At 68.4% G+C, this 16821-nt stretch carries 14 protein-coding genes; 5 read left to right on the top strand and 9 right to left on the bottom strand.

Features of this window, described 5'->3' with window-relative positions:
• The first annotated feature begins 48 nt into the window (after positions 1-48).
• The 3 genes from E3O42_RS06605 to E3O42_RS06595 are packed head-to-tail and all read left to right on the top strand — an operon-like array spanning position 49 to position 3266.
• Entirely contained in the window at positions 49-1629 is a 1581-nt protein-coding gene (locus E3O42_RS06605; protein WP_134453176.1) for a DNA-3-methyladenine glycosylase 2 family protein, read from the top strand.
• Positions 1630-1633: 4 nt separating this feature from the next.
• Entirely contained in the window at positions 1634-2509 is an 876-nt protein-coding gene (locus tag E3O42_RS06600; protein ID WP_134453175.1) for a fumarylacetoacetate hydrolase family protein, read from the top strand.
• On the top strand, positions 2499-3266 hold the full coding sequence (locus E3O42_RS06595) for a glycosyltransferase family 2 protein (protein WP_241984681.1): 768 nt from the start codon (positions 2499-2501) through the stop codon (positions 3264-3266). The genes E3O42_RS06600 and E3O42_RS06595 overlap by 11 nt, the downstream gene beginning before the upstream one ends.
• A gap of 16 nt (positions 3267-3282) precedes the next feature.
• Here the strand turns inward: E3O42_RS06595 and E3O42_RS06590 are convergent, their stop codons facing one another.
• The 4 genes from E3O42_RS06590 to E3O42_RS06575 all read right to left on the bottom strand — a co-directional run bounded on the left by E3O42_RS06590 (position 3283) and on the right by E3O42_RS06575 (position 9275).
• Entirely contained in the window at positions 3283-4197 is a 915-nt protein-coding gene (locus tag E3O42_RS06590; protein ID WP_338144932.1) for an alpha/beta fold hydrolase, read from the bottom strand.
• A gap of 38 nt (positions 4198-4235) precedes the next feature.
• On the bottom strand, positions 4236-5813 hold the full coding sequence (locus E3O42_RS06585; RefSeq protein ID WP_241984680.1) for an aspartate ammonia-lyase: 1578 nt from the start codon (positions 5811-5813) through the stop codon (positions 4236-4238).
• A 201-nt stretch (positions 5814-6014) separates the two neighbouring features.
• The gene (locus tag E3O42_RS06580; protein ID WP_134453174.1) at positions 6015-7499 is read right to left on the bottom strand and encodes an NCS2 family permease; all 1485 of its coding nucleotides are present in this window, start codon (positions 7497-7499) and stop codon (positions 6015-6017) included.
• 144 nt (positions 7500-7643) lie between these two features.
• The gene (locus E3O42_RS06575) at positions 7644-9275 is read right to left on the bottom strand and encodes a carboxylesterase/lipase family protein (RefSeq protein ID WP_134453173.1); all 1632 of its coding nucleotides are present in this window, start codon (positions 9273-9275) and stop codon (positions 7644-7646) included.
• A 124-nt stretch (positions 9276-9399) separates the two neighbouring features.
• Between E3O42_RS06575 and E3O42_RS06570 the strand changes: the two genes are divergently transcribed.
• Positions 9400-10674: a uracil-xanthine permease family protein gene (locus tag E3O42_RS06570; protein WP_134453172.1), complete on the top strand. Its 1275-nt coding sequence runs from the start codon at positions 9400-9402 to the stop codon at positions 10672-10674.
• 83 nt (positions 10675-10757) lie between these two features.
• On the opposite strand, the gene E3O42_RS06565 is transcribed toward E3O42_RS06570, so the two are convergent.
• The 3 genes from E3O42_RS06565 to E3O42_RS06555 all read right to left on the bottom strand — a co-directional run bounded on the left by E3O42_RS06565 (position 10758) and on the right by E3O42_RS06555 (position 12929).
• Positions 10758-11090 (bottom strand): peptidase, encoded by a 333-nt coding sequence (locus E3O42_RS06565; protein WP_134453171.1) that lies wholly within the window; start codon positions 11088-11090, stop codon positions 10758-10760.
• Complete coding sequence (locus E3O42_RS06560; RefSeq protein WP_134453170.1) at positions 11087-12277, bottom strand: inorganic phosphate transporter; 1191 nt, start codon at positions 12275-12277, stop codon at positions 11087-11089. Before E3O42_RS06560 ends, E3O42_RS06565 begins: the two co-directional genes overlap by 4 nt.
• Before the next feature lie 175 nt (positions 12278-12452).
• Positions 12453-12929, bottom strand: a complete 477-nt coding sequence (locus E3O42_RS06555; RefSeq protein ID WP_134453169.1) for an 8-oxo-dGTP diphosphatase — start codon at positions 12927-12929, stop codon at positions 12453-12455.
• A 79-nt stretch (positions 12930-13008) separates the two neighbouring features.
• Here E3O42_RS06555 and E3O42_RS06550 point away from each other — a divergent pair, with 79 nt between their 5' ends.
• On the top strand, positions 13009-13272 hold the full coding sequence (locus E3O42_RS06550; protein WP_134453168.1) for a mycoredoxin: 264 nt from the start codon (positions 13009-13011) through the stop codon (positions 13270-13272).
• Between the two features lie 101 nt (positions 13273-13373).
• Here the strand turns inward: E3O42_RS06550 and E3O42_RS06545 are convergent, their stop codons facing one another.
• Together E3O42_RS06545 and E3O42_RS06540 are read right to left on the bottom strand one after the other, a co-directional pair.
• Positions 13374-14402 carry a 6-phosphofructokinase gene (locus tag E3O42_RS06545; protein WP_134453167.1) on the bottom strand — a complete coding sequence of 343 codons (1029 nt, stop codon included), beginning with the start codon at positions 14400-14402 and terminating at the stop codon, positions 13374-13376.
• Positions 14403-14533: 131 nt separating this feature from the next.
• A complete protein-coding gene (locus E3O42_RS06540; RefSeq protein ID WP_134453166.1) occupies positions 14534-16708 on the bottom strand; it encodes a DEAD/DEAH box helicase in 2175 nt (724 codons plus the stop codon).
• Positions 16709-16821: the final 113 nt, after the last annotated feature.

Here is a 16821-nt window from a genome sequence, read left to right as displayed (position 1 = left end):
GCTCGGGGAAGCGTCGACGACCCGGTCTTCGCCGAACGATACCGGGCCATGTCGTCCCGCGACGCGCGCTTCGACGGCCAGTTCATCACCGGCGTCCACTCCACGGGCATCTACTGCCGACCGAGCTGCCCGGCGGTGACACCCAAGCCGGGCAATGTCTCGTTCTACCTCACCGCCGCCGCGGCCCATGAGGCGGGACTGCGAGCCTGCAAACGCTGCCTGCCCGATGCCGTGCCTGGGTCGCCGGCGTGGAACATCCGGGACGACCTGGCCGCCAGGGCGATGCGGCTGATCGGCGACGGCACCGTCGAACGCGAGGGCGTGCCCGGGCTGGCGAATCGGCTCGGATACACCCCTCGACACCTCACCAGGGTGCTCGTCGCCGAGGTGGGCGCCGGCCCTCTCGCCCTGGCCCGCGCCCACCGCGCGCAAACCGCTCGAGTGCTGCTCACCAGCACCGATCTGTCGGTCACCGACATCGCCTTCGCGGCCGGCTTCGGCAGCGTGAGGCAGTTCAATGACACCATCGCCGCGGTGTACGAACGCACACCGTCGGCGTTGCGGGCCGGCGCCAGGGTTCCGACGGGCAGCCGCAACCTTGACGGTGGCACCGCCTCCGGCACTGGCACTGGCACTGGCACTGGCACTGGCACTGGCACTGGCACTGGCACGAGGATCAGCCTGTTGCTGCCCGCCCGCGCGCCGTTCGATGGCCCGGGTCTGCTCGGTTTCCTGGGCGTGCGGGCCGTCACCGGTGTCGAACGGTCTACGTCCACCGGATACGAACGCACCCTGCGGCTCCCGCACGGCTGGGCCACCCTGCACCTGGCCCTCGCGGGCACCGTCGAAGCGCCCGCGATCGCCTGTACCGCCCGGTTGGGCAGCCTCGCCGATCTCGCACCGCTCGTGAGCCGGGTGCGCCGTCTGTGCGACCTCGACGCGGATGCGCAGGCCATCGATCGCGCCCTCGCCGACGACCCGGCCCTGGCCTGCTCCGTGCACGGCACCCCCGGCATCCGGGTGCCGGGCAGCCTCGACCCCGAAGAGACTCTGTTCAGGGCCCTGCTGGGCCAGCAGGTGTCCGTCGCCGCCGCCCGCACCGCCCTCGGCCGGCTCAGCGCGGCCCTCGGCGAGCCGGTGCCCGGCGGCCGCGGCCCGGACACGGCCGGTACCGCGGACACCGCCACCCCGCACCTGCTCTTCCCCACCGCCGCCCGCATCGCCGAGCACGGCCGCGAGGTGCTGCGGGGCCCGGCTGCCCGCATCGACACGATCATCCGCGTCGCCGAGGCGCTGGCCGTCGGGGACCTCGTGCTCGACGTCGGGGAGGCCCGCGACGACCTGCAAGCCCGCCTGACCGCCCTGCCCGGCATCGGTCCGTGGACAGCCGGGTACGTGGCCATGCGGGTGCTCGGCAGCCCCGACATTCTGCTCACCAGTGACCTCGCCCTGCGCCAGGGGGCCGATCGGCTTGGCCTGCCCGCCACGGCCAGGGATCTCGCCGCTCACGGCAGCGTGTGGGCGCCGTGGCGTAGTTACGCGGGCATGCACCTCTGGCGGGCGGCCGGCGCACCGCGACCGGCCGGGCCGTCAGTGCACGGCGAGAACGGTTCTGGCCGGTTACGCTGAAGAAGTGAAGTTCGCGCATCTCAGAGTCGAAGGCCAATCCACCCCCCGTCTAGCCGTCGTGGTGGATGACGCGGCGCTCTTCCTCGACGAGGTGATCGACGACGCCCCACGCGACCTCCAGGACCTCCTCGAAAAGGGCGCCCCGGAATACGACAGGGTGCGGGCGCTCACCGCGAACGCCCTGACCCACGGTGCCAGCCTCACCCCGATCGACGACCTGCGGCACTCGTCTGCGGTGTTGCGGCCCCCGCAGATCATCGCCATCGGCGCCAACTACGCCGCCCATTCCTCCGAGCTCAAGCTGCGCAGCGAGACCGCCGCCACGGTGTTCTCACTGTGGCCGAACTCGCTCACCGGTCATGAGTCCATCGTCTCCTGGCCGAGCGACCTCACCGGCCAGGTGGACTACGAGGCCGAACTCGGCGTGATCATCGGCCGGCCCGCCCGCAACGTGTCGGTGCGCAATGCCCTCGACTACGTCTTCGGCTACACCGTCGTGAACGATATCACCGCCCGCGACCTGCAGTTCTCCGAAGCACAGTGGTCCAGGTGCAAATCGTTCGACGGATTCACCCCCACCGGCCCGTTGGTGGTCACCGCAGACGAAATCGCCGACCCGCAGAACCTCTGGCTGACCACCCACGTCGACGGGCGTATCCTGCAGGACGCATCCAGCGGCGACATGGTGCGCACGGTTGCCGAGATCATCGCCTACCTGTCGCTGACCTCCACCCTGCTGCCCGGCACGCTGATCTCCACCGGCAGTCCCGGCGGCGCCGGCTACAGCCGCAAGCCGCAGGTGTTCCTCAAGGACGGGTCGACCGTCACCGTCTCGATCGACCGCATCGGGCTGCTCACGACCCACTGCCGTGAGATCTGAACCGGGGCGGCCCCGTCCCCCAATCACCATCTCGGTGGTCATCCCGGTCTACAACGACGCCGACTTCCTGCGCACCTGCCTGCGTGCCCTGTCGCAGCAGCGCCGGCAGGCCGACGAGATCATCGTCATCGACAACGCCAGCACGGATGCGACGGCCGCCGTGGCGAGCGCCGCCGGTGTGCGCCTGGTCACCGAACCGCTGCGGGGAATCTGGCCGGCCTCGGCTGCCGGCTACGACGCGGCCACCGGCGACGTGATCGCCCGGCTCGACGCCGACTCCGTTCCGCCGGTGGACTGGCTGGAGCGGATCGAGGCCCGGTTCACGGCCGCTCCCGACACGGCCGTGTACACCGGCCCCGGCGACTTTTACAATTGCGGGCCCGTCACGGCCTGGCTGGGCGGCCGGCTGTACATCGGCGGCTACTTCCGCTGGATGGGGTATTGGCTGGGCCACCCGCCGCTGTTCGGGTCGAACTTTGCGATGCGCCGGCAGGTTTGGACCGCCAACCGGGAGAGGGTGCGCCGCACCCGCAACGATGTGCACGACGACCTCGACTTCAGCATGCACCTGGGCCACGACGAACCGGTCACCCTCGACCGCTCCCTGCGGGTCGCGATCTCCGCCCGCCCGTTCGAAACACCCCGCGGGCTCGGACGCCGGGTGGCGTGGGCCGGTCGCACACTCTTCTCCGGCTGGCCGGACTACTCACCCTGGCGCATCCGCCGGCGCTCCGCGAGTCGCCGGATGCTGAATTGAACCGGGTGCTGCCCCGTCAGCGGCCGCGCGCGTAGAGGGCGAGCAGATCGCGGGCCAGCTGATGCGGGGTGGTCTCGCAGGGGCTGTGCCCGGCCGGGTAGACGCGCAGCTCCGCGCGAATCCGGCGGGCGAACCGCCGGTGCTGCGCCACCGTCCACAGGTCACGGTCCCCCACGGCGATGAGCTTGGGCACCGGGCTGCGGGCCAGTTCCCTGCGCACATCCGGCGTGTGTTTCATCAGCCCCATGATCTCGTCGAGGCTGGCGCGCCGGGTGTAACCGAATCGCCTGCGCGCCAGCTCGAGACGGCCGGGCTGGGTGTGGTTGAAGTTGGTGACGATGCCCCAGATCATCAGGGACGCGATGGAGTGCGGGGGCACCAGGCCGCTGACCGGCCCGAGCCAGCGCACGCCGCGAAAGGTCTGGCCCGGTCCAGGCGGCGTGGTCAGCAACACCAGTGACGCGAACAGCTCCGGCCGCCGCGCCAGAGTCAGCTCGGCGACGAGGCCCGCGAACGAGTAGCCGAGCACGTGCACCGGGGTGTCCCCCGATTCCAGCACCGCGACCAGGTCGGCCACGAACAGCTCATACCCGAAACGCCGGCCAGGCACCGGCCCTGCCGCCGCGGACTCGTACTGGCCGGCGAGGTCGAAGCTCTCCACCCGGTATCCGGCGTCGGCGAGGAGCGGCGCGAGCAGCACGAAGTCCTCCTTCGACCCGGTGGCCCCGGGCACGAGCAGCACCCGCGGGTCACCGGTGCGGCCCAGCGCGATCGCGGCCAGCCGGCCGCTCGGCGCCGGGAACCGGTACCGCTCGGTACCCGGCGGCAGGATCGTCCAGTCGAGGTCGGGTAGGGCGGCGTCGAGCATCGCGAGACGATCGGACCGGATCGGCTCGTTGTGGTGGAGCGGCTGCCTCACACGCAGGGACACGGCACCAGAGTAGCGCCGCCCGCCCTCCCTCGGCGGGGCTACTCGATGATGGGGATCGAGGAGGTGCCGGTGTCGGGCCGCACGCCGGACAGCCGGGCCGGTTCCAGCTCGCGCATCACGTCTTCCCTGGTCATCAGGTTGGCCTCCACCACCAGGTCAGCCACGTTGCGCCCGGTGAGCAGCGCCGTCTGGGCGAGCGCCGCGGCGGCCGCGTAGCCGATATGCGGAATGAGGGCGGTGATCACGCCGACGCTCGAGCCGACCATCGCCGCGAGCCGGTCCTCGTTCGCGGTGATGCCGTCGATGCAGTTCACCCGCAGGGTCCACATCGCCTGGGTCATCCAGGTGAGGCTCTGGAACAGGTAGTGCGCGATGACGGGCTCGAACGCGTTGAGCTGCAGCTGCCCGCCCTCTGCGGCCATTGTCACCGTCACATCCGCACCGGCGACGGCGAACGCCACCTGGTTGACGACCTCGGGGATGACCGGGTTGACCTTGCCGGGCATGATGCTCGAACCGGCCTGGCGGGGCGGCAGGTTGATCTCGCCGAAGCCGGCCTGGGGGCCGGAGGAGAGCAGGCGCAGGTCGTTGCAGATCTTGGAGAGCTTGATGGCGCTGCGCTTGAGATTTCCGCTGAACGACATGAAGCTGCCGGCGTCACTGGTCGACTCGATCAGGTCCGGCGCCGCCTCCAGCTTGAGTCCGGTGATCAGATTGAGGTGGCGGATGGCCGCGGCCGCGTAGCCGGGGTCGGCCGTGATGCCGGTGCCGATCGCTGTGGCACCCAGGTTGACCTCTGCGAGCAACCAGATCGTCTCGGTGAGCCTGTCGTAGTCCTCGCCGAGGGTGGTGGCGAAACCGTGGAATTCCTGGCCCAGGGTCATCGGCACCGCATCCTGCATCTGGGTGCGCCCCACCTTGAGGATCTGCTCGAACTCGTCGGCCTTGACCGAGAAGGAGCCCTGGAGCGCCTTGAGCTCCCTCAACAGGTGCTTGAGGAAAAACGCGAGGGCGATCTTGATCGCGGTGGGATAGGTGTCGTTGGTGGACTGGCTGCGGTTGACGTGGTCGATCGGGCTGAGAATGTCGTAGCGGCCGCGACCGTAGCCCTCGTTCTCCAGTGCGAGGTTGCAAATGACCTCGTTGGCGTTCATGTTGGTGGAGGTACCGGCGCCGCCCTGCATGACACCCACAACGAACTGGTCGTGATACTTGCCCTCGATGATCTCCTGGCAGGCGGCGTCGATCCAGTCGGCCCGTTCCTGGGACAGAGCGCCGACCTCGGCGTTCGCGCGGGCGCAGGCCTGCTTCACCGAGGCGAGAGCCACGACGAAGTCGGGGTACACCGAGATCGGGCGCTTGGCGATGGGGAAGTTCTCCAGCGCCCGCTTGGTGTGCACACCCCAGTAGGCGTCCACGGGGACCTCGACGCGGCCGAGCGAGTCGCGCTCGATGCGGAAGCCAGGAGTGACCGCGGGGATGTCGGCGCTGAGATCCCCCGGGATGGTCGTGTCTTCTATAGTCAATTCGGGGTTCGTCGTTTCGGTTCTTGCGGACATGCTGCTGGTGGGGTGCACGTGGGCTCCATTGCCGTCGGTGAAGAGCTTGTGGCTCATGACCGGTTCACTCTATCGCGAGGCCCGCTCCTGGCGCCGGAGCCGCACATTTCGGCGGCGTCACGCAGAGAACCGTCGTCTCCGAGCGGTGCCTGTGCAAGAAAACGCAGGTGCGACGGCACAAGTAGCGCGACGATGCTTCGTTCTCCTTCTGGACCTGGCGGTAGCAATCCGCTCTCTCTCTCGGGCGGCACGCATCCGTTAGACGCCGAACAGGACCTCGACGGGACCGCGTACGAAGAAGACCAGGAAGCCGACCGCGACGATCCAAAGCAGCGGGCTGATCTCACGGGCCTTGCCGGAGAGCGAGCGCACGATGACCCAGCTGATGAAGCCGGCGCCGATGCCGTTGGCGATGGAGTAGCTCAGCGGCATCACGATGATGGTGAGGAACACCGGCAGCACAATGGAGAAGTCGCTGAAGTCGATGAACCGGATCTGCGACACCATCATGGCGCCCACGATGACGAGGGCCGCCGCGGCCACCTCGAGCGGCACGATCTGGGTGAGCGGGGTGAAGAACATTGCCGCGAGGAACAGCAGCCCCGTGACGACGTTCGCGAAACCGGTGCGTGCGCCCTCACCGATACCGGCGCCGGACTCGATGAACACGGTGTTCGACGACGACGAGGTGGCGCCACCGACGACAGCCCCGACACCCTCGACGATCAGGGCCGACTTCAGCCGCGGGAAGTTGCCGTCCTTGTCGGCGACGCCGGCCTCGTTGGAGAGCCCGGTCATGGTGCCCATGGCGTCGAAGAAGTTCGTGAAGACCAGGGTGAAGACCAGCATCACGGCCGCGAGCACGCCGATGCGCTCGAACGCGCCGAAGCTCACCTCGCCCACCAGGGACAGGTCCGGCATCGCGACGAAGCTCGTCGGCAGCACCGGCGCGTTGAGGTTCCAGCCGGCCGGGTTGGTCCCGAGCGACGGTCCCACCTTGAAGATTGCCTCGAGGATGACGGCCAGAACCGTGGTGCCGACGATGCCGATGAGCAGGGCACCCTTGACCTTGCGGGCAACGAGCACGCCGATGAGCAGCAGCCCGATCACGAACACGGCCGTTGGCAGGCTGGCGACGGAGCCGGACTCGCCGAGCTGCACGGGCGGGGATGCGACGCCGCTGGCGCGCACAAAACCGGAGTCGACCAGGCCGATGAACGCGATGAAGAGGCCGATGCCCACGGTGATGGCAATCTTGAGCTGGCGCGGCACGGCGGTGAAGATCATCTCGCGGAGGCCGGTGCTGGCCAGCAGCACGATGATGAGGCCGTTGATGACGACCAGGCCCATGGCCTCCGGCCACGTGACCTGGCCCACGACGCTTACGGCCAGGAACGAGTTGATGCCGAGCCCCGCGGCGAAACCGAACGGCAGGCGGGCGATGACACCGAACAGGATGGTCATCACACCGGCCGTCAGCGCGGTGACCGCGGCGACCTGGCCGTTGGGCAGCCAGTTGCCGGCCACATCCACCGCAGCCTGGTCTGCGCTGAACCCACCGAGGATGAGCGGGTTGAGGATGACGATGTACGCCATCGTGACGAAAGTCACCAGGCCACCGCGCACCTCTCGGCTCCAGGTGGAGCCGCGGCGAGTGATCTCGAAGTACCGGTCGAGTACGGATGTGGTGCCGCGCCCCGTCGGCTCAGACGGGCCGGCCGCCGGGGGCGTTCCGGGCGAAATGCCGGTTGTGGCGGCTGCGGCTGCGGCGGTGGACTCGTGCTCTGGTGCGGAAATGATGCTCTCCCGGTCGATATGCGGCGGCGTGCCAAACGACTTATTCTACGACGCGTCCCGCGGCAGTGATAATCAGCCCAAACGGTCTGGCTAAACGTGCGGCACGAATTTGCCCCAGGCGATCCGCCGTTCGGCCTGCGGATCGGCCTCGATCCGGTCGCGGGTGTCGATGACCAGCGTCAATCGGTCGGCCTCGGTGTAAGGCGGCCAGGCCGCATCCGGAACGCCCGTACCGGCAAAGCCCAGCCACCAGCCCTGCATGCGCGACCCGATCGCCTTGAACGCCCGCCGCCCGCCCAGCACCGTCATGCCGCGGCCGAACCAGCCGTCGAGCCTGTCAAAGAGCGGAAAAAGCTCGAGGCCGTGCGTGGCATCCAGACCCATCCGCCGCAGCAGCCGTGGCGCGGCGTCGAACCTGTAGAAGTACACCGGAGCGTACCTGGAGTGTCGCTCTCCCACCTTTACGCTCGGGTACCAGAACGAGTAGTCGCCGCCGAAGTCGAGCGCGGCCCGCGCGGCGGGCATCCCCGGGTACAAAGCTTTGAGCGCCTTCTTGGCCTTCTTCTTGGTGTTGGCGAAGACCGCACGCATGCGCGGGGGCGTCGACGCGAGGATGTCGATTCGACCGCTGAAAAGCGAACCCTCGCGCTGGTTGGTGCCGATGATGAGCGGGACTCGGTGCGCCCGGCCGTCGCGGAATGCGTCCAGCGGCCGCTCAGGCAGGAAGTCACCATCGATGACGGGGCAGAGCGGGATGGTGCCGGGGTACTGGTCGGGGGAACGCACGGTAAGGGTGGTCGTGGCCCCCGCAAGGCGGGCGGGGTCGGCGTGCAATAGCAGGCGCACGGCCTCGGCGTCGGTGAGGCCCGAGCTCACCGGCGATTCGACCGGGCGGCTCGCGAGCTGCTCGGCGGGATGCAGGGGGTCGGCGCCGACGGACGGGGCGCCCAGCGTCTGCTCGGCGAGGATGCGCACGAATGTTGCCGCCCACTCGGCGGTCAGAGCCGGCGGATACACGGCGTTCGGCGGGGCGCTCTGCGCGATCGCCCGCTGGAACAGCCCCGCGGCCGCCGGAACCGTCATCAGGGTGGTCACGGCATTGCCGCCGGCTGATTCGCCGAACAGCGTCACCGCATCCGGGTCGCCCCCGAAGGCACGGATGTTGGCGCGCACCCAGGCGAGCGCCGCGACCTGGTCGCGCAGCCCCAGGTTGCTTTCGAACGGCCGCTCGGGCGTGGAGTACCGGCTGAAGTCGAGGTAGCCGAGCGCGCCCAGCCTGTAGTTGATGCTCACATACAGGATGCCGGCGCGGCGGACCAGCCCCTCACCCTGACGCGGATTCTCGCGGGACGACCCGACGCTGTAGGCGCCGCCGTGCACGAAGACCATCACGGGGCGCAGCGCGTCCTCGTCGATCGGTGCATCCGGGGCGATCACGTTGAGGGCCAGGCAGTCCTCGCTCTGCGGGATGCGGGGATGGGCACCGAGGAACTGACCCTTGTGGCTCTGGGTGGCGACGGGTCCGAACTCCGCCGCGTCGCGCACGCCCGGCCAGGGCGGGGCCGCCGCCGGTGCGCGGAAGCGCAGTGCGCCCACCGGCGCAGCCGCATACGGAATGCCTCGCCAGGCACGAATTCCGCGCTCGCTGACGCCGCGCACCAACCCACCGGAAACCCGGATCTCGAGCGGATCGAGAGCGCGGGCGCCGGTTTGCGAAGTCATGGGGCGATCCTAATCCGGTCCGCTGACCCCGGGGCAAACTCGGTGGCCGGCCGGCGGAGCACTACGCTCAGCTAGGGCCGCGCGAGGTATACGGGCGGCCGGATCCCACAGAATCGAGACACCAATGGCACTGCCCTGGACCTTGCACGGCGACGGAAAGACCGTCGGCCCGACTGACGTCGTGGCCCCCGGCGAACGCCTCAACTGGCCGATCACCATCGGCATCGGTGCCCAACATGTGGTCGCGATGTTCGGCGCCACCTTCCTGGTCCCGCTGATCACCGGCTTCCCGCCGAGCACCACCATCCTGTTCTCCGGCATCGGCACGATCCTGTTCCTGCTGATCACCCGCAACAAGCTGCCGTCCTACCTCGGGTCGTCGTTCGCGTTCATCGCCCCGATCACCGCCGCCGTCGCCACTGCGGGAATGGGCAGCGCCCTGTTCGGCATCCTGGCCGTGGGTGTCCTGTTGGCCGTGGTCGGCGCGATCGTGCAGGTCACCGGGGCCGGCTGGATCGACGCCCTGATGCCGCCGGTGGTGTCCGGCGCGATCGTCGCGCTGATCGGCTTCAACCTGGCGCCGGTGGCGAAGGCCAACTTCACCGTGGCGCCGCTGACCGCGCTCATCACCCTCGCCGCCGTCATCCTCTCCACCGTGCTGTTCCGCGGCATCCTCGGCCGGCTGTCGATCTTCCTGGGCGTCATCGTCGGCTACATCGCCGCCGTCATCCAGGGTGAGGTCGACTTCAGTGCCGTCGGTGACGCCGCCTGGGTCGGCCTGCCGCCGTTGACCCTGCCGACGAACCCGTTCGAGAACCCTGCAGTGTGGGCCATCCTGCCGGCGTTCCTGCCCGTGGTACTGGTGCTGATCGCCGAGAACGTGGGCCACATCCGCGGCGTCGCGCAGATGACCGACAGTAAGGTCAACAAGCTCACCGGCCGGGCGCTGCTGGCCGACGGCCTCGCCACGGTGCTGGCCGGCTTCGGCGGCGGCTCTGGCACCACTACCTACGGCGAGAACATCGGCGTGATGGCTGCCACCCGGATCTACTCGACGGCCGCATACTGGGTGGCCGGCATCACCGCGGTGCTGCTGGGCCTCTCCCCCAAGATCGGCGCCGTCATCAGCACCATCCCGGCGGGCGTGCTCGGCGGCGTCACGACGGCCCTGTACGGGCTCATCGGCATCATCGGCGTGAAGATCTGGCTGGACAACCGGGTGGACTTTAGCAAGCCGGTCAACCAGTTCACCGCCGCGACCGCGCTGATCATCGGTATCGCCGACTACACCTTCAGCGCCGGCACCCTCACGTTCAATGGCATCGCGCTCGGCACGGTAGCCGCCATCGTGATCTACCATTCGATGACCTGGGTCGCCCGCGTGCGCCGCACGGCGTAGCACCACGGCCCGCGAGCTGTGAGCTAAGCACCATCCCGAGGGGTTTTTCGGTGCTTAACTCACAGCTCGCGAGACGGGGAGGGCTAGCGGTGCAGCGCGGGGACGATCAGGTAGACGCCGTAGAGCACGATCAGTCCGCACAGCGCGAAGCAGAGGTAGCCGGCGTACAGGGCGAGCCGCTTCTGGTCGGCGGTGAGTGGGTTGGCCTTGAGGGCCTTGCGGGCGCGCTTGGCGTCCTTCGCGGCGCGCGCCGGGCTGAGCACGGTGATGGCGCCGGTGAACTCGGCGGGTTCCACCATCGGGATGCGCCCGGCCGTGGTGAGCAGGCGCAGCCCCAGCGAGTACAGCGAGACGACGACGGCCGATGACACCAGCGCGGCGACGGCGACAACGAGGAAAGCGGCCCAGTCGATCACAGTGCAACCTTCGCTCGGTCCTTGCGGGACGGCTTGCGGGGCGTCTTCTTGATCTTCACGACGTGGCCCGCGTCATCGATGTCGTGCAGATTGTCGTGCGAGATCCTGTCGCGCTTGGACCATTGGAAGAGCACGTAGACCACGACCGTGCCGATGACGACGTCCAACAGGATGCCGATCGGACCGAGCAACGCCAGGCCCGCCGCGAAGGCACCCATGATGGCGGATGCCGGCAGGGTGAGCAACCAGCCGAGAGCGATCTGGCCGGCCATGCCCCAGCGCACCGTGGAGCCACGGCGCCCCAGACCGGAACCGATGACCGACCCGGAGGCGACCTGGGTGGTGGACAGGGCGAAACCGAGGTGGCTGGACGCGAGGATGGTCGCGGCGGTGCTGGTCTCGGCGGCGAAACCCTGGGCCGGCTTGATCTCGGTGAGTCCGCGGCCCATGGTGAGGATGATGCGCCAGCCGCCGGTGTAGGTACCGATCGCGATCGCGAGGGCACAGCAGGCCACCACCCAGAACTGGGGCCCCGAGCCCACGGCCTGGTAGCCGCCGGCGATGAGGGTCAGGGTGATCACGCCCATGGTCTTCTGCGCGTCGTTGGTGCCGTGCGAGAGGGCCACCAGCGACGAGGAGAAGATCTGTGCGTAGCGGAACCCGCCTCGGCCATCGGGCCTGCCCGCATCGCGACGGGTGATGGCGTAGGCGAGGCGAGTGGCGAGGAACGCGACGATGCCGACGGTGATCGGGGCGATCAACGCGGGCAGGATCACCTTGGCCAGGACGACGTCGAAGGCCACGGCCTGGGCCCCCACCCCGATGACGGTGGCACCGATGAGTCCGCCGAACAGGGCGTGGCTGGAACTGGACGGGAGGCCGCGCAGCCAGGTGATCAGGTTCCAGACGATCGCGCCGATCAGTCCGGCGAAGATCATCTCCGGGGTGATCTGGATGCCGCCGTCACCCTCCTTGATGATGCCGCCGGAGACCGTCCTGGCGACCTCGGTGGACAGGAACGCTCCAACGAGGTTGAGCACGGCTGCGACGCCGACGGCGACCTTGGGCTTCATGGCCCCGGTGGCGATCGGTGTGGCCATGGCGTTGGCCGTGTCGTGGAATCCGTTGGTGAAGTCGAAGATGAGTGCCAGCGCGATGACCAGCGCGACGATAAGGGTGAAATCCACCGGCGTCTTTCTTTGTAATTCAACCCGAACCGTGGACGGGAACCTACAGACCCGGGCACGCCAGAGAGATGGCTGGCTCGAAACCGGGCCTCGTTGATCCTGACAGCCTCAGGCGGGCAGGTCAATTCAGGGAGGGTTCATCCGCGGTTCCCCCGGTAGACAGGTGGCCTGAAGTTCAGTCGCGGGTCACGACGGTGGCGAGGTCCTCACCGAAGGTGAATGTGGCCTCGACGCGCCGGCCGGCCAGCACACCGGGCAGCCAGTGCCTGGCGTCGTCCCACATCTCGTCGACGGGCAGCCGGGCGATCGTGAACCACTGCGGGTTCAGTTCGTCGGATTCCCGCGGGACGCCACTGAACCGGTCGGTGACGAAGACGTTCGACCGTTGGCTCCAGGTGGGCTTATGGGGGAACAGGTAGGTGAGCACGCCCATCGGGGTGAGAGCATCCGCCGTCACGCTCAGGCCGGACTCTTCTTCGATCTCGCGCACGGCCGCATCCAGGGCCGACTCCCCCGGCTCGAGCTTGCCGCCAAGCCCGACGATGTTGCCCAGGCCCAGGCCCTTCTTCTTACGGCCGAGCAGCACCTGGGGTTCGCCGGTCTCGGAGAGGCGGGTGAGGTAGCACACGCACACCTGGGGCAGGTCGGTCATGATTTCATCGTAGCGAGCGCCCCGGCCCCTCCCTCGGCACTTTCGCGAATGCCAAAAATGCTTAGGTTACGCTGTACGCATGGATTTTGTGCCTCAAACCGGAACTATCACGATGTTCACCACCACCTGGTGCGGGTACTGCTCGCGCCTGAAGAGCCAGCTCGACAAGGTCGGCATCGGCTACACCGAGGTGAACGTCGAAGAGGTCGACGGCACCTCTGAGCTAGTGATGAGCCTCAACGGTGGCAACCGCACCGTGCCGACGGTGCTGTTCCCGGATGGCTCTGCCGCGACGAACCCGTCGCTCGCGCAGGTGCAGGCCAAGCTCGCTCCCGCCGCATAACTCTTATGCCAGCGCAACACTGACCATAAACAACACTGCCCGGCCGACCTGAGTCGTCCGGGCAGTTTTGTCAACGGGCAGTGCCGTCTGCTGGTGCAGGTTTAGCCGAAGAGCACGGCCGCTTCGTCGTAACGCTCCTGGGTGACCCGGTTGAGGTCCATGGTGGCGTCGGCGATGCTGACGTTGCGGATGTCGGTGCCCTTGAGGGAAACCATCGAACCCCACTTGCCCTCGATGACGGCGTCAACGGCCGACATGCCGAGGCGGGTGGCGAGCACCCGGTCGTAGGCCGACGGTGCGCCACCACGCTGGGTGTGGCCGAGGACGGTCGCCCGCGCCTCGATGCCGGTGCGCTCTTCGACCATGGGGGCGATGAGCTCGCTGATACCGCCGAGACGCGGACGGTTGAACGCGTCCAGGCCCTTGTGCGAGTGCGCTTCGCCCATTTCGGCGAGCAGGAAGCCTTCGGAAACGACGAGGACCGGCGCGCGGCCGCGGTCGCGGACGCTCTCGACCCATTCGCAGATCTGCTCGATCGTCTGCGGCTGCTCCGGGATGAGGATGGCGTGGGCACCGCCGGCCATACCGGAGTGCAGGGCGATCCAGCCCACGTGGCGGCCCATGACCTCGACGATCATGCAGCGACCGTGGGAGTCTGCCGTGGTGCGGAGACGATCGATGGCCTCGGTGGCGATCTCGACGGCGGTGTTGAAGCCGAACGAGTAGTCGGTGGCGGCGAGGTCGTTGTCGATGGTCTTCGGCACGCCGACGATCTTGATGCCGGCATCGGTGAGGCGACGGGCAGCGGTGAGGGTGCCCTCGCCGCCGATCGCGATGATGGCGTCGATGCCCTCGGCATCCATGGTCTTCTGGATGTTCTCGGGTCCCGCGTTCTCGCCCTCGAACGGGTTGGTGCGCGAGCTGCCGAGGATGGTGCCACCCTGGCGGGACAGGCCACGAACACTGTGCCGGTCGAGTTTCATGAACTCGCCCTGCACCAGCCCGCGCCAGCCGTTGCGGATGCCCACGAACTCGGAGTCGTACGCGCGGCCTCCCTTGAGGACAGCACCCCGAATCACTGCGTTGAGGCCCGGGCAGTCTCCACCGCTGGTGAGGATACCGATCTTCATATCTGGCTACTCCTTATTGCATGCATGTGTGTTACGGCAGAATGCCAGACCACCATCATGGCGGCGGGCTCATACCTGAATCAAGTCAACACCGGCGGCGCTGCTCTCGGCTAGGGACTTCCGGCCCGGTGTTACAGCTCTCCGTCGAGCGCCTGCGTGAGTACGTATACCAACGCGCTGGCCTGCACGGAATCGGCAGCTGAAATCTCTTCGTCTGCGCCGTCGAGCGCGCGGGCCGCGAGGCCCTGCTTGCTGCCGATGAGTTCGGCGATTCGCGCGTCGATGGTGTGCGCGGCGATGATCCGCCACGCGGTGACAGGTTCGGCCTGGCCGATCCGGTGCACCCGGTCGATGGCCTGGGTCTGCTCCGCCGCCGTCCAGCTCAGTTCGGCCAGAACCACGTTGGATGCCGCCTGCAGGTTCACGCCCACGCCGGCCGCGGTGAGCGAACACACCACAATGGCGACCTCTGGGTCGGTGTTGAAGGAGTCGATCGCCGCCTGGCGGGCCAGGGCGCTCTGATCGCCGCGCAGCGACACCGTGCGCAGGCCCCGCCTGGCGAAGATCTCCTCCGCGGCATCCATCACATCGATGTGCTTGGCGAAGAACACCACCTTGCCAACCGAGTGGGCCAGCTGGGCCGCGTAGTCCGCGGCGAGCCCGGCCTTGGCCTGGCCGATCTTGCGCACCATGGTGAAGACGTTCTCACCGGTGCTGGTGCCCTTGGACTCTTCGAGGTCGGCGTGCGCGACGGCGCGGATGTATGCGGCGCGCTGGTCGTCATCGAGATCCGGGTTGCGCACACCGGGGTGCCGCGCGGTGACGAGGGCCTTGTATCGCTGCACCAGACGGGCGCCGAGCTCCCGTTCGGCCTTCTGGATGGAGCGGCCCAGTTCGCTGTCGAGTTCCACCGGGAGGTCGGCGATCCGCTTGGCGGGCAGGTCGGCGGCGACGTCGACCTTGCGGCGACGCACGATGCCCATGTCGATGACCGCGGCGCGGGCAGCGGTGTAGAAGCCGGCGTCGGCGGGGGTGAGCCCGGTTTCCTCCAGGCGTGACATGAGCTTGGCGGTGGGCTTGTCGCCGTCGATCCAACCGAGGAACTGCCAGATGGCGCGGAAGTCATCGACGTCGTTGATCAGCGGCGTTCCGGTGAGTGCCATCAGCAGAGGGTTGTTGCCCGGGGTGCGGCGGCGGATCTGCTCGGCGAGGCTGAGGACGTGCTTGGAACGCTGCGACTGCAGGTTCTTGATGAAGTGGGCCTCGTCGACGACCATGCCTTTGAAGCCCAGGGTGCCGAGCCAGGCCAGGTGCCGGTCGAGAACGTCGTAGTTGACCACGACGACGTCGGCGAAGGCGTCGAGGGTATCGCCGTCACCGTGGATGACCGTGGCGCGACGGTGCGGCGTCCACAGTTCGACCTCGCGCACCCAGTTCATCTTGACGACGTTGGGCACGATTGCCAGCAGCGGGTAGGCGCCGGCGACGGAGGCGGCGAGCAGGCTCTGCGCGGTCTTGCCCAGGCCGGGCTCGTCGGCGAGCAGGTAGCTGCGGTGGCCGGTGCGGGCGCTTTCGATGAAGCGGGCCTGGTGGCGCATGAGTTCCATGCCGCGCGGAGAGAACCTGTCGACGTGGGGAGCTTCGGGCAGGTCCATGCTGGCGGCCTGGCCGCCGGAACCGAATTCGAAGGCTTTGAACAGCGGGCCGAGCAGTTCCCAGTTGGCCAGACGGCGAGCGGACGAGACCGGCGCGGCCTTCACTGCGCTGAAGTCGGGGGCCAGGAACGGGTTGGCCAGCTGGCGGGCGCGCACCGACTGCGGGATGACCTGGTTCTGCGGAACCTCGGGCTTGGCCTCGGGTTCGCGGGTGATGATGAGTTCGTCCGGGCTGAGTTCCGCGCCGGATTCCAGCAGCCAGTCGCGGCGGAAGCGCTGCGCGACGGTTGAGACGCCGGCATCCGGTTCGAGCAGGGTGATCAGGCTGGTGTCGCGGGCGGCAGTCTTCGCGAGGATCTGGGCGATGCCGTCGAGGCGTTTGAGGAGTTCGGCGCGGTTCGCGTCGGTCAGTTCGGGGTCGGTCTTCACGCGGGCGCGTTCCTCACGCATCAGTAGCGCGATGACCTGGTACTTGGTGCGGTTGGTGGGTCCGAGCTTGGTGCCGCTCTGGGCCTTGGCTTCGACCTCGCGCACCTTGCGGGCGAGGATCGGGATGATCGGGGCGTCGTCGTCGCGCGAGCGCGGGCGTTGACGTGTTCGACCGCTGCCGGCTCCAGCGCGGCCCGCTCCGTTGGGGCGGGTGTATGCCATTTCTCTCCACTTCACACCAGCGCGGCACTCAATGCGCGCTCGTCGTGTTGCGCATCCGCAGGGATGCCTGTGCGATCGATACGCCGAACCCCATGAACGAGCAGCGGGACGCC

The organism is Cryobacterium adonitolivorans (genome assembly GCF_004402695.1).
In the GTDB taxonomy this organism is placed as follows: Bacteria; Actinomycetota; Actinomycetes; order Actinomycetales; family Microbacteriaceae; genus Cryobacterium; species Cryobacterium adonitolivorans.
Note: the sequence above shows the minus strand (reverse complement) of the source record. Positions and strands in the feature narration are given on the sequence as shown.

Excerpts from the sequence above, each read along its gene's own strand:
- E3O42_RS06605 (WP_134453176.1), top strand. The coding sequence starts at position 49 with ATGTCGTCCCGCGACGCGCGCTTCGACGGCCAGTTCATCACCGGCGTC.
- E3O42_RS06585 (WP_241984680.1), bottom strand. The coding sequence starts at position 5,813 with ATGAGCCACAAGCTCTTCACCGACGGCAATGGAGCCCACGTGCACCCC.
- E3O42_RS06575 (WP_134453173.1), bottom strand. The coding sequence starts at position 9,275 with ATGACTTCGCAAACCGGCGCCCGCGCTCTCGATCCGCTCGAGATCCGG.
- E3O42_RS06570 (WP_134453172.1), top strand. The coding sequence starts at position 9,400 with ATGGCACTGCCCTGGACCTTGCACGGCGACGGAAAGACCGTCGGCCCG.
- E3O42_RS06555 (WP_134453169.1), bottom strand. The coding sequence starts at position 12,929 with ATGACCGACCTGCCCCAGGTGTGCGTGTGCTACCTCACCCGCCTCTCC.
- E3O42_RS06550 (WP_134453168.1), top strand. The coding sequence starts at position 13,009 with ATGGATTTTGTGCCTCAAACCGGAACTATCACGATGTTCACCACCACC.
- E3O42_RS06545 (WP_134453167.1), bottom strand. The coding sequence starts at position 14,402 with ATGAAGATCGGTATCCTCACCAGCGGTGGAGACTGCCCGGGCCTCAAC.
- E3O42_RS06540 (WP_134453166.1), bottom strand. The coding sequence starts at position 16,708 with ATGGCATACACCCGCCCCAACGGAGCGGGCCGCGCTGGAGCCGGCAGC.